General features: G+C 67.9%; 11 protein-coding genes. 8 read left to right on the forward strand and 3 right to left on the reverse strand.

The annotated features are described in order from the left end of the window. Positions 1 to 2: 2 nt before the first annotated feature. The gene (locus tag ACFVHY_RS16605) at positions 3 to 662 is read right to left on the reverse strand and encodes a helix-turn-helix domain-containing protein (RefSeq protein WP_390273795.1); all 660 of its coding nucleotides are present in this window, start codon (positions 660 to 662) and stop codon (positions 3 to 5) included. A gap of 212 nt (positions 663 to 874) precedes the next feature. On the opposite strand from ACFVHY_RS16605, the gene ACFVHY_RS16610 reads away from it, so the two are divergent. The 8 genes from ACFVHY_RS16610 to ACFVHY_RS16645 all read left to right on the forward strand — a co-directional run bounded on the left by ACFVHY_RS16610 (position 875) and on the right by ACFVHY_RS16645 (position 9,301). Then, complete coding sequence (locus ACFVHY_RS16610) at positions 875 to 2,209, forward strand: amidohydrolase family protein (protein WP_390273797.1); 1,335 nt, start codon at positions 875 to 877, stop codon at positions 2,207 to 2,209. Continuing rightward, on the forward strand, positions 2,209 to 2,979 hold the full coding sequence (locus ACFVHY_RS16615) for an ABC transporter ATP-binding protein (RefSeq protein WP_390273799.1): 771 nt from the start codon (positions 2,209 to 2,211) through the stop codon (positions 2,977 to 2,979). Before ACFVHY_RS16610 ends, ACFVHY_RS16615 begins: the two co-directional genes overlap by 1 nt. Then, complete coding sequence (locus ACFVHY_RS16620; RefSeq protein ID WP_390273801.1) at positions 2,976 to 3,881, forward strand: ABC transporter permease; 906 nt, start codon at positions 2,976 to 2,978, stop codon at positions 3,879 to 3,881. Before ACFVHY_RS16615 ends, ACFVHY_RS16620 begins: the two co-directional genes overlap by 4 nt. Before the next feature lie 96 nt (positions 3,882 to 3,977). After that, a complete protein-coding gene (locus tag ACFVHY_RS16625; protein ID WP_390273804.1) occupies positions 3,978 to 5,156 on the forward strand; it encodes an ABC transporter substrate-binding protein in 1,179 nt (392 codons plus the stop codon). Beyond that, positions 5,153 to 6,484 carry an FAD-binding oxidoreductase gene (locus ACFVHY_RS16630; protein WP_390273806.1) on the forward strand — a complete coding sequence of 444 codons (1,332 nt, stop codon included), beginning with the start codon at positions 5,153 to 5,155 and terminating at the stop codon, positions 6,482 to 6,484. Before ACFVHY_RS16625 ends, ACFVHY_RS16630 begins: the two co-directional genes overlap by 4 nt. Continuing rightward, the gene (locus tag ACFVHY_RS16635; RefSeq protein WP_390273808.1) at positions 6,481 to 7,281 is read left to right on the forward strand and encodes a creatininase family protein; all 801 of its coding nucleotides are present in this window, start codon (positions 6,481 to 6,483) and stop codon (positions 7,279 to 7,281) included. Before ACFVHY_RS16630 ends, ACFVHY_RS16635 begins: the two co-directional genes overlap by 4 nt. Further along, positions 7,278 to 7,889 (forward strand): pyridoxal 5'-phosphate synthase, encoded by a 612-nt coding sequence (locus tag ACFVHY_RS16640; protein ID WP_390273811.1) that lies wholly within the window; start codon positions 7,278 to 7,280, stop codon positions 7,887 to 7,889. The genes ACFVHY_RS16635 and ACFVHY_RS16640 overlap by 4 nt, the downstream gene beginning before the upstream one ends. Beyond that, positions 7,886 to 9,301, forward strand: coding sequence for an amidohydrolase family protein (locus tag ACFVHY_RS16645; protein WP_390273814.1), 1,416 nt, complete (start codon positions 7,886 to 7,888; stop codon positions 9,299 to 9,301). Before ACFVHY_RS16640 ends, ACFVHY_RS16645 begins: the two co-directional genes overlap by 4 nt. 47 nt (positions 9,302 to 9,348) lie before the next feature. Here the strand turns inward: ACFVHY_RS16645 and ACFVHY_RS16650 are convergent, their stop codons facing one another. After that, positions 9,349 to 10,131: an MFS transporter gene (locus ACFVHY_RS16650; protein WP_390273816.1), complete on the reverse strand. Its 783-nt coding sequence runs from the start codon at positions 10,129 to 10,131 to the stop codon at positions 9,349 to 9,351. Positions 10,132 to 10,420: 289 nt separating this feature from the next. Further along, on the reverse strand, positions 10,421 to 11,665 hold the full coding sequence (locus ACFVHY_RS16655) for a DUF222 domain-containing protein (RefSeq protein WP_390273819.1): 1,245 nt from the start codon (positions 11,663 to 11,665) through the stop codon (positions 10,421 to 10,423). Between the last annotated feature and the right edge of the window lie 186 nt (positions 11,666 to 11,851).

An 11,851-nucleotide genomic window follows, 5' to 3' on the forward strand; every position in this document is an offset into this window, starting at 1 on the left:
TATTACGATCTCCGCCGGGATTCCCAGCCACGGGAACCACCCCCACCCTCGCGGATCTCCGACACCTGCGTTGACGCCTGGACAACGACGAGCCGAGCGGCCTCGGAACCGATGAGCCGCCACCGGTGGGGAATGCCGCCAGCGTAGTAAAGGCTGTCGCCTCTTCGCAATTCGAGGAGACTACCGTCGCCGAGGTCGACCTCGACCTCACCGTCGACGACATGCAACCACTCGTCCTGCTCGTGCTGGAAGTACTCGCCGTAGTCCCGCCGGTTCAACAACTGCTCCTGGGGGAAGAATGCGGCGTCTCCTCGAACGAGCAACCGGGCGTATCCGGCGTTGTCGCCGGCCTGCGGAAGGATCGCGCCCTCACCGGCACGCACCAGTTGCGTCCCGACGGGTGCCGGAGACGGGGCCCCCGCCACGTGCGCAGGGTCGGCGGCCAGCATCAGACTGACCTGGGTGGTGTCCAGCGCCCTGGCGATCCGTTCCAGGGTCGTCATGCTCGGGCGCGCGTATCCGCGCTCGAGCTGCGACAAGAACGGATGCGAGATACCGGCCTGCGCAGCCAGATTCGTCAACGTGAGGCCATGCTGCTTACGTCGTCGGCGGATCTCGGCACCCAGCGACACCTGCGCGACGTCCGGCTCGTCGAGCGCCATGTGGCTCACACCCTTCCTGCAGGACCGATGGTTACACGCCCGCAGCGCTGGTTAACGTCGTGGCAACAGCGCATTCCTATATTCGGTCGTGTTGACGTGATCAACAAGTATCACGAACCGCCCCACCCCCGCCGACCCCAGCCACAGCGGGACCACCGACCCAGTCGTGCACCGTCGCACGTCATTTCGATGTCCTCGAGGAAGTGTCATCAATGCCGACTCCGCAGACAGCGCCCGTGCCGGGCATCACCGGATCACTGGCCGACGGGTCAGTGGTCGATGTCGAGCTGTCCGCCGACGCCGCCGGTATCCACCGCGTCCGCGCCGTCTCACCGTGCTCTCCCGATGTCCCACATCCCGCCGACTGGCTGGATCTCCGCGACCACCTGCTGCTCCCGCCCGCCGCCGAACCCCACGCCCACCTGGACAAGGCCCTCTCGTGGCCGGAACTGTCACCGCCGAGCGGCGACCTCGACGCCGCGATCGCCTCCTGGCGGGCCGGCAGCGTCTCCCTCGATGAGCAGTCCTTCCGGACGCGCGCCCTCCGGGCGACCTCGTCCATGCTGCGCAACGGCATCACCGCGGTGCGCACCCACGCCGACGTGCTCTCGCACGACGACCCGCTGCGAGCCGTCCGCGTGCTCACCGAGGTCCGAGAGCACCTGCGCGGACTGATGGACATCCAGATAGCGGTCCTGGCGGGCCCACTCACGCCCACCGCGCACATCGAGGCCGCGCTCGACGCCGGCGTCGACCTCGTCGGCGGGGCCCCACACATCGCCGATGACCCCATCGCCGAGCTCACGAGACTGCTCGACCTCGCCGAAGCGCGCGGTATCGGCGCCGACCTGCACGTCGATGAATTCCTCGACGGCGACCACCTGACCATCGAGGCCTTCGCCGACCGCGTCGCCGAGTGGCCCGACGACCGGATCCGCACGGCCGGCCACTGTTGCCGCCTCGACACCCTGGCCGCCGACGACCTGCAGCGGGTCGCACGGGCGCTCGCGCGGGCCCGTGTCTCGGTCGTCGCACTGCCGGTGACGAACCTGTACCTCCAGGGCCGATCCGGACCGTCCGCAGGGCGACGAGGCATCACGCCGATCGACGTGCTGCGCGACCACGGCGTCCGCGTCGCCGGTGGTGCGGACAACATCCGCGACCCGTTCAATCCCGTGGGCCGGGCCGACTTCCTCGAAACCGCTGCTCTGCTGATCACCGCAGCACATCAAAACCCGGCGACTGCGACGGATCTCGTCACCTCCGAGGCACGTGCCGTGCTCGGACTGGAGCCCGCGGGCCCCGTCGTCGGAGCCCGCGCCGACCTCGTCGCCATCCGCGGCGCCGATCTCACCGAGGTCATCGCCACCGCGCCGGCCGACCGGGTCGTGATCGTGAACGGAGCCCCGGTCGCACGCACCGAGTCCACCACCTGGACGGCGTTCCCGTCGTTCCCGGTTCCGTCTCCGGCAGGAGCATCACCGGCCGGATTGTCCTCAGCCGCAGCATCACCGCTGGGCATGTCCCCCGTCGGTATGGAGAGATGATGAGTTCACCAGCAACGACCCCCAGACCGGCACTCGGTCACCCGCTCGTCGGCTTCGAACACGTGGAGCTCACCTATCCGGACGGCACCCACGCCCTCCGCGACGTGAACCTCAACGTGCGCGAGGGCGAGTTCGTCAGCGTCGTGGGCCCATCGGGTTGCGGCAAGTCGACCCTCCTGCGGTTGTCGTCGGGACTGGAGACGATCACCGACGGCTACCTGCAGAACGGTGCCGAACGGATCGGTTACGTGTTCCAGGACGCCACCCTGCTCCCGTGGCGGACCGTCGCCGACAACGTCGCACTGCTCGGTGAACTCGACGGTGCGCCGAAAGCCGAACGGCGCGAGCGAGTTCGCGCGGCTCTGGAGACGGTCGGGCTGACCGGGTTCGACAAGCACCTGCCGCACATGCTGTCCGGCGGCATGCGGATGCGGGTGTCGCTGGCCCGCTCGCTGACGCTCGATCCCGACCTGTTCCTGTTCGACGAGCCGTTCGCCGCACTCGACGAACTGACCCGCGAACGGCTCGGCACCGACCTGACCGAGCTGTTCGCCGTCAAACGCTTTGCCGGCCTGTTCATCACCCACTCGGTCGCCGAGGCGGCGTTCCTGTCCACGCGTGTCCTGGTGATGTCGGGACGGCCGGGAACCATCGTCGACGAGATCGAGGTCCCCTTCGACTATCCCCGGTCGCCCGACCTGCGTTTCGAGCCGGAGTTCGGCGCGATCGCCGGCCGGATCTCACGCGCACTCCGAGAGGCACATTCATGAGCGCCCCCGATACCGGCACCGAGACCGCCCCGGGCGTGCGGGCCCCGAGAACCGGCAAGGGCGGTACACCCGACCCTGGGTCCACCACCGAGCTCGCCGTGGCCGCGCGCACGGGTCGACGGGGCCGTTCCCGTTCGAAGATGGTCGGAGTCGCCGCACCGCTCGTCGTGCTGGCGCTGGTCATCGGCGCGTGGTACCTCGTCAGCTACGCGGTACTCGATCCCGGCCGTCGATTCCTGATGCCGCCCCCGCACCAGGTCGTCACCGACGGACTGCTGGGCGACTCCGCCCAGGAGATGTGGGAGGCCTTGAGCCGCACCGCCACCGTCGCGTTGACCGGCCTGGCGATCGCCGCGATCATCGGCATCGCCTGGGCGGTGATCATGTCGCAGTCGCGGCTGATGGAGAATGCCCTCTTCCCGTATGCCGTGGTCCTGCAGTGCGTCCCGATCCTGGCGCTCGTCCCCCTGGTCGGATTCTGGTTCGGATTCGGCTTCAGTGCACGGGTTTTCGTCTGTGTACTGATCTCGCTGTTCCCGATCGTCTCCAACACCCTGTTCGGTCTGCGATCGGTCGACCGGCAGATGCGGGATCTCTTCGCCCTGCACCACCCGAGCCGAGTGACCATCCTGCGCAAGCTGGAGTTCCCCGCCGCCATGCCGGCCATCTTCGCCGGTCTCCGCATCTCGGCGGGCCTGTCGGTGGTCGGCGCCATCGTGGGCGACTTCTTCTTCAAGCAGGGCAATCCCGGCATCGGCATCCTGATCGACAACTACCGGTCACGACTGCAGGCCGAGGAGCTGTTCGCCTCGATCGTGCTCGCCTCACTTCTCGGCGTGGTCGTCTTCTGGTTCTTCGGCTGGCTCGGCAACCGCATCGTCGGACGCTGGTACCAACGCTGACCCGCCCATGATCGTCGCACCGCCCTGATCGTCGCACCGCCACTGCTCGTCACTTCAGTCCACACCCCCGAAACTCCCTGGCCGAAAGAGGAACTCATGAACACACCCGTCTGGCGTCGCCTGTCCAAGACCACCGGTGTCGCCGTCGTCGCCGCCGCCCTCGCCTTCACCGCCGCATGCAGTTCCGGGGAGAGCACCGAATCCTCCGGCTACACCGGGGCGGTCGGTCCGGTCGACCTGAGCGCCAACTGTCCCGACAAGGTCGTCATCCAGACCGACTGGAACCCTGAGGCCGAACACGGCCACCTCTACCAACTCCTCGGCCCCGACCCCACGATCAATGCCGGCAACAAGCGCGTCGTCGGTCCGCTCTTCGACCGCGGCGAATACACCGGCGTCGACATCGAGATCCGGGCCGGCGGACCCGCCATCGGCTTCCAGTCGGTGACCTCGCAGATGTACTCCGACCCGGAGATCCTCCTCGGCTACGTCGACACCGATCAGGCCATCCAGAACTCGAAGGACAACCCGACGACGGCGGTCATGGCACCGCTCGACATCAGTCCGCAGATGATCATGTGGGATCCCGCCACCTATCCGCAGGTCCAGGGGATCGCCGACCTCAAGGCGGCGAACGCGCGCGTCCTCTACTTCGAGGGGGCCACCTACATGGACTACCTGACCGGCTCGGGTGTCCTCTCCCCCGCACAGGTCGACGGCAGTTACGACGGGTCGCCGGCCAACTTCGTCTCCGACGGCGGCAAGACCGCCCAGCAGGGGTTCGCCAGCTCCGAGCCGCAGGTCTACCAGGAAGAGGTCGAGGGCTGGCAGAAGCCGGTGAAGTACCAGCTGATCCACGACGTCGGCTTCCCGTCCTACAAGTCGTCGGTGGCGGTTCGCTCGGACGCACTGGAGGAGAACGCCGCCTGCCTCGAGCAGCTGGTGCCGGTGTTGCAGCGCGGTTCGGTCGATTACCTGGCGTCGCCGCAGGCGGCCGACGCGGTCATCCTCGACGCCGTCGAGCAGTACGACACGGGGTGGGTGTACTCCCAGCGGAACGCCGACTACGCGCGGGAGACGATGGCCGACCTCAACCTGGTGAGCAACGGCACCGACTCGACGATCGGCAACTTCGACACCGCGCGCGTCGCCCGGGTGATGGAGGTGACCGGGCCGATCTTCACCGAGCAGGGCACGCCCGCGGCCGACGGCCTGACGCCCGAGGCGATCGCGACCAACCGCTTCATCGACACCTCGGTGGGCCTGCCGTCATGACCGCTCCGGTGGTCGCGGTCGGTACCGACGAGGGACGGCCCGACTTCGGCCCCGAGGACGTCGATGCGCTGGCCGACGACCTGCTCGCGATCGTCGGCCCGCGTGGCATCAGTTCACTTCCCCGCGCGCTCGAACGGGCGGCCCGTGACGGCTCGGGGATGAGTCCGATCCTGTCGGCGCAGGATCTCGGCCGACCCGATCTCGTGTGCTACCCGCGCACGGCCGACGCGGTGCCCCACATCGTGCGCGCGGCGGTCGCCCGGGGCGTGCCGATCACCACGCGCGGTAAGGGAACCGGGAACTACGGCCAGGTCATCCCGCGCTTCGGCGGACTCGTCCTCGACATGACGTCGCTGACCGCGATCGGGGACGTCACCGACCGTTCGGTCACCGCCCAGGCGGGCGCGCGGATGATCAACCTGGAACAGACCGCATGGTCGCACGGCAGCCAGCTGTGGATGTACCCGTCGACCGTCCAGTCGACGCTCGGCGGGTTCCTGGCGGGAGGTTCGGCCGGTACCGGCACGATCGTGCACGGCCGCAACCATCAGGGATTCGTCGACGCACTGGATGTCGTCCATGCGACCGGCGACGCCGAGGTGGTCCATCTCGAGGGCGACGACGCGACCCCGTTCGTGCACACCTACGGGGTCGCCGGCATCATCGTCGGCGCCACCGTCCGGGTGGAACCACTGCAGGAATGGCGCTGCGTGTACGCGAGTTTCGGCTCCGCCCGCGAGGCGTTCGACGCGGCGCTCCGACTGGCGGCGGTCGAACCGAAGCCGCGTCTGCTGTCCGCGGACGGTCCCGTCATCACCGGGGCGCTGCCCGACGACCCCGCGCTCGTCCGCGGTCTCGCCAGCGTGCGCGGGATCATCGACGCCCGGGCATTGGCGGAGACCACCGACCTGGTCGTCGCCGCCGGCGGCCGCGTCGAAGCGATCCGCGAGGGCATCGCCGAGACGGTCAAGCTGTCGACGCTCTCCTACAACCACCCGACGTGGTGGCTACAGAAGTCGCAGCCGGACAAATGGTTCCACATGGAGGTACGCGGGGACGCACTCGTCACCCGGCTCGAGGAGGTGGAGAAGGTGTACGAGGGCGGCATGCTGCATCTCGAGGTCGGCCACGAGATGATGTTCGGGATGCTCAACGGGATCTACCGCAGTCCGCAGCAGGTCATCGACGGCGTCGCCGCACTCGAGGAACTCGGGGTCGGCGTCCACTCCCCGCACCAGTGGTACGTCGATCTCGACGCCGAGCGCGTCCGCGCGCTGGCGCACCAGACCGACCCGAAGGGTCTGCTCAATCCCGGAAGGTGGATGTGAACACGGTGACCACGAGGACGACGCGCCCGGCCGCGCATCGGCGTTATGCCGAGCTGACCACCGAACAGATCGGCACCGCCCTATCGACGGACTCGATCCTCGTACTACCCACGGGCGCAATCGAACCGCATGGTCCACACCTGCCGTTGGCCACCGATCTCATCGTCGCGGAGTCCGTCGCCGAGGCCGTCGTGGACCGCGGTGCCGCCGCGGGGCACGATGTCTGGCTCCTGCCGGCACTGGGTTACACCAAATCCGACGAGCACTCGCGGCTCCCGGGCACGATCTGGTTGCGGGCGAGCACCCTGTTCGAGACGATCGTCGACATCGGGGCGTCGCTCGCACAGACCCCAGCGCGTCGTGTGCTGTTCCTCAACGCGCACGGCGGCAACTCCGCACTGATCGAGGTCGCCGCGCGCGAACTCCGACGACGGTTCGACCTGCAGACCTTCTTCTCCTCCGGCCCGGGTCACCCCGGTCCCACCGAGCGCGGACTCGGTATCCACGCGGGCTGGGCGGAGACCTCGATGATGCTGCACCTCCGGCCGGATCTCGTGCACATGGACAAGGCGGTCGCGACGGTGGCGGACGCGGTCGCCGACGCCCGGCACGTCGGTTTCGCCGGCACCGTCCGATTCGGTTGGCTGTCCACCGATTTCGCCGAGTCGGGGGTGATCGGCGACCCCACCGGAGCCGATGCCTCGATCGGCGCGACACTGTTCGACGAGCGCGTCGAGCACCTGGTCGCCGCGCTGCCGGAGATCGCCACGTTCGACCCGGGCCGGGTGGGGCGTTGATCACCAGCGGTACCGGGTTCGGAACCGATTGCGCGAGCGCAGATCAGCTCTCGGTCCATCCGATGACGCTGCTGCGTGACTGGCTTCCGCCGCCGGACGAGCCACGGCCGTTGATGGCACTGGCGACGTGCGGCCGCGACGGTTATCCCCGGGTCCGACACGTGCTGATCACCGAGGCCGACGACACCGCGGTCTACTTCCACACCGACAGCCGGTCGGCCAAGGTGGCCGAACTCGCCGACAACCCCCGCGCCTCGATCGCGATCGCCTGGCCCTCCGTCGGCCGTCAGGTCGTCGCGCACGGTGACGTCCGGCGAGCGCCGGACGACGAACTGTCCGAGGCCTACTCGCGCCGTTCCCGGTACCTGCAACTCCTGGCATGGTTGAACGACGACGACCTCGCCGCATTGCCACCCGAGGAGCGGCGTCGGCGATGGTCCGACTACGACTCGGCCCACCCGCGACTGACCGCACCGCCCACCTGGACCGGGTTCGCCATCGACCTGCGGGAGATCACCTTCTGGCGCGGCGACCCGGACGGGCCGTCGCAGCGAGTACGGTTCACCGACAACGGAAATCATTGGACATCGGAGGTTCTACCGGGATGACCGGCACTTACCACAACGCACTCGTACTGCCGGTCAGCGGCGAGAAGCCCTGGTTCTGGGGATGGCTGTCGGTGGGCGAGGACGGCCGGATCTCCGGGATGGGCGAGGGCTCACCGCCGGCCGACGCACCGCTCCCCCGCCACGACCTCGACGGCGCCTTCCTCGCACCCGGTTTCGTCTCGGCGCACAGTCACATCTACACCGGTGGAATGCGCGGGGTGGCGCCCAACAGCCCACTCTACGAATGGGTCACGCTCAACAGCACGATGCTGCTCGGCGCCGAGGCGCAGGACCTGTACTGGATGACGCTGGCCGGCGGGCTCGATCACCTGTCCTCGGGAATCACCTCCGTGTACAACTTCACCCAGTCTCGCGTCCTGGCACTCTTCGACTACGAGGAGTCCGTCCTCAAAGCGGCTCGGGTGCATTCTCCGGAGTTCGTCACCGCCCAGGTGGACGGCCTGGCGGCCACCGGAATCCGGTTCGTCACCAGTGTGCGGCTCGACGACGAGCAACTCGGCGAGGACGCTGCCTTCGCCGGTTTCGACGAGGTGATGAACCACCTGACGACCGTCGACCGCGACCTCGACCTCGGCGGTTCGGTATACGGCTCGGTGCAGTGGTCGTCGTCGCAGGCGACCGCCGAACGCGAACGGGCATTGATGGACCGGTACGGGATCACCAATCAGGCGCACTTCGTCGAGACCGCCGAGCAGATCGAGATCCAGCAGTCGAAGTTCGACTGGTACGACGCCGCAGGCGTTCTGGGCCCCGGCTTCGCCTTCGGACACTTCGTGCACCCCACCGAGAACATGGTCACGCGTGTGCGCGACACCGGTTCGGCGGTGGTGTGGCAGCCGATGTCGAACGGTCGGCTCGGTTCCGGCATCGCCGACATCCCCCGCCTGCTACGGGATTCGGTGACCGTCGGCGTCGGTGTGGACGACCAGTCGTGCACCGACGTGTCCGACCCGTTCGAGAACATGCGCACCGGGCTGTTCCTGCAGCGCGGAAAGCACAGCGACGCCGCGATTCTCACCCCCGTCGACATGCTCACCCTGCACACGCTCGGGTCGGCGTCGGCGATGGGCGTGGCCGACAAGGTCGGTTCGCTGGAGGTCGGGAAGTTCGCGGACCTGCTCGTCGTCGACCCCCGGTCCCCCCACCTCGGCCCCATCTGGGACCCCGTCGCCACCTATGTGCTCGGTTGCGGACTGCGCAACCTACGCGAGGTCGTGGTGGGTGGCCGCACGGTATGGGACCGCGACGTCGCCGATCCGCTGCGCGCACAGGCCGATTCCGAACTCACCGAACGGATGATCGCGTCAGCGGCGCAGTCGGGGATTCATGCGGTGGTACCGGGTCCCCGGGGCCGGGACCGCACGAGCGTCGACGACCAGCGGTCGATGTAGTCGGCGATCCGTGAATCGGTGGTGTAGGTCTCGAGTATCGGTCCCGCCTATCGTGCCGCGGCAGGAGCGGGCACACCCGCCCGACGCCGCAGTACCGTGATCACGACCGTTGTCACGGCCAGCGCCACGATCGTCCCGATCGCGACGCCGACGACTGCCGTCGTCTCGCCCTTGGCGGCCACGATGATTCCGCCGAACGCCCAGACCAACGTGAGCGGGTACGCGACGAGCACCGACCCGACAGCAGCGGTGACGGCCAGCCCGGCGAGAGCACACGCCAGCAGGATGGTCAGCTGCCATCCCAGGGACCGAGGGTCGGCGACGTCGGCACCGATCGCGGCGGCCCAGTTCTGGAAGACCGCCGCGGTGGCCCATGCCGCGTAGACACCGACGAGGATGCGGGTCAGGACCGTGAGCCACCGGGGCGCCGCGTCGTCGGCCGGTCTCGCGGCGATACGGGCCGCGTCGAGCAGGACCACCGTCATGACCGTCAGCACGATCGGTGTCACCCACGTCCACTCCCCCGCCGACACCAGAATCCACAGCGCAGCGCCGGCGAACGCGACTTCGAGGTCGATGAGCAGACGCCGCGGGTCGTCGGTCCCGGTGGCACCTTTCCACACCACGGCGACGGCGAAGACGATCGACAGCAGGTAGATGAGACTCCAGATCGAGAACGTGTAGCCCGCCGGGGTGATCAACAGATCTGTGGTCGACTCGTTGGGCGAGGCGCCGAAGCCGGAGAACGGGACCACGGGGGCGACCACCTGCGCGACCGCCAGGAACACGGCAAGCCAGGTGATCGGACCGGAGATGCGTGTGGGTGTCATGTGATCCAAGGTAGGCACAAGTGTCCGGTTTGCGCCGCAAACTCTCTTGAGGTTGCGAGCGATACACCCCCGCCGCCTAGCGCCCGAAGCTTGCGGCGGGACGTCTCCCCGCTCCTGAGGAGCGCCCTGAGCTTTCGGAGGCGCGGGCCCACTGCTCCCCATGGAGCGTCGGGTATACGCCATTGCTCGTTACAGAATCCCGTTAAGCAGAAGGAGGTTTCACACTGTGGAGTTGTCAAGGGTCGTGTGGCGCCGGGGTCGACGCCGAAGGTCTCGTGAGCGGGTGCGGTTATACGAGGGCGTCGTCGAGTCGCATGGTGCGTCGGTTGTAGGCGGGTCGGGGTAGGCGTTTCGGGTCGATGTCGGCGGGCGGAATCAGCCGGGGGTGCCGGTCGGGACCCATCACCACCTGCCAGCCGTGGTGATGGACCTGGGTGTGACAGCGTTGGCACAACAGGCACCCGTTGTCCAGATCGGTCGGACCACCATCGACCCAGTGGACCAGATGATGGACCTGTGAATGCGCGGCTGGCGCCCCGCATTTCACACAACACCGATCGCGCACGATGATCGCCTGCCGCAGGTGATGGGGGAACAGTCGTTTCGTGGTGCCCATCCGCAACGGCACCCCCTCGTCGTCGAGGACGATCTCGGCCACCCCGCCATCACAGGACAGGCGCCGTGTCGTCGATTCTGACACCGCACCCATCCACGGAAGCCGTGCCGGATCAGCGCCGTCGGCGGGGATGGTCACCAGCAGTTGGGTGCGTGGTGCTCCGGCGGTGGTCATCGCCGCGCCGATCGCGGCTTGATCCAACAACAGTTCTAGTGCATCGGCGCGTCGCTCGGCGGCGCCTCGACGGTCGGCAGCGCCGTCGGGTTCGGGACGCGGACAGGACCGTTCGTCGATCATGGACACGAACTTCTCTCCGATCACCGCGGTCACATCTCCGGCGATCGCGACCCGCCCGTCGTCGGTGATGCGGGTGTGCACGGTGTTCAGCGACGCATCATCGGCCGCCGGCACGGCGGCGGGGTCGGTGGCGGCCAGACGAGTGGCGATCCCGCGGGCGTGGTCGTCGATCTCGCCGGGGGTGGCTCCGGAGAACGCCTGCGCGAGCAACTCGCTCTCGAACGTTGACCGGTCGTCGTCGGACAACGCTGACGCGGAACGCTTGTCCACCAGAGTGATCCCACGGATCACCGCGTCGACACACTCAGCAGACAGATAACCCTCGGCAGCGCAGTCGGCAACCTTCGGCACCAACCCCAACCCGCCGGCGATACGCACATGACGGTACGCGGCCGCGGGTGGCATGCCCATCTCGATCAACGCGTTCCGTGTGGTCGACCCCGCCCGTACTGCGGCACCCGTGGCGTCGAAAAGTGCTGTATGTACGGCGATCTGGTGATCGAGCACGTTGCGCAGCACCCGCAGCTCGTCGAGCCGCTCGTGCAGCGCGCGGCCACTACCGTCGTCGGGTGGTGACGGCAGTGAGATGAGGGTGTCACGGAGCTCGGTGATCGAGGGCATGACACCAAGCTACTCGCCAAAATGTGGCTCTTCTGACCTTGAAGTGGGCTCCTATCCGCGAGCCTAACGCACGCAACGCCCAGTCCCACTTAGGTTTTGAGTTGCGAAGATCAATACCTAAAGGAGTGGGCGTTGCGCACTGTCAGAGTACTGCAGAAGTTGCTTGGGATCGAGCGTGCCCGTGTC

The organism is Gordonia sp. NPDC127522 (assembly GCF_042672305.1).
GTDB lineage: Bacteria > Actinomycetota > Actinomycetes > Mycobacteriales > Mycobacteriaceae > Gordonia > Gordonia hongkongensis.

Coding starts and splice junctions, on each gene's coding strand:
- ACFVHY_RS16615 (WP_390273799.1), top strand. CDS start 2,209: ATGAGTTCACCAGCAACGACCCCCAGACCGGCACTCGGTCACCCGCTC.
- ACFVHY_RS16610 (WP_390273797.1), top strand. CDS start 875: ATGCCGACTCCGCAGACAGCGCCCGTGCCGGGCATCACCGGATCACTG.
- ACFVHY_RS16645 (WP_390273814.1), top strand. CDS start 7,886: ATGACCGGCACTTACCACAACGCACTCGTACTGCCGGTCAGCGGCGAG.
- ACFVHY_RS16625 (WP_390273804.1), top strand. CDS start 3,978: ATGAACACACCCGTCTGGCGTCGCCTGTCCAAGACCACCGGTGTCGCC.
- ACFVHY_RS16620 (WP_390273801.1), top strand. CDS start 2,976: ATGAGCGCCCCCGATACCGGCACCGAGACCGCCCCGGGCGTGCGGGCC.
- ACFVHY_RS16650 (WP_390273816.1), bottom strand. CDS start 10,131: ATGACACCCACACGCATCTCCGGTCCGATCACCTGGCTTGCCGTGTTC.
- ACFVHY_RS16630 (WP_390273806.1), top strand. CDS start 5,153: ATGACCGCTCCGGTGGTCGCGGTCGGTACCGACGAGGGACGGCCCGAC.
- ACFVHY_RS16605 (WP_390273795.1), bottom strand. CDS start 662: ATGGCGCTCGACGAGCCGGACGTCGCGCAGGTGTCGCTGGGTGCCGAG.
- ACFVHY_RS16655 (WP_390273819.1), bottom strand. CDS start 11,665: ATGCCCTCGATCACCGAGCTCCGTGACACCCTCATCTCACTGCCGTCA.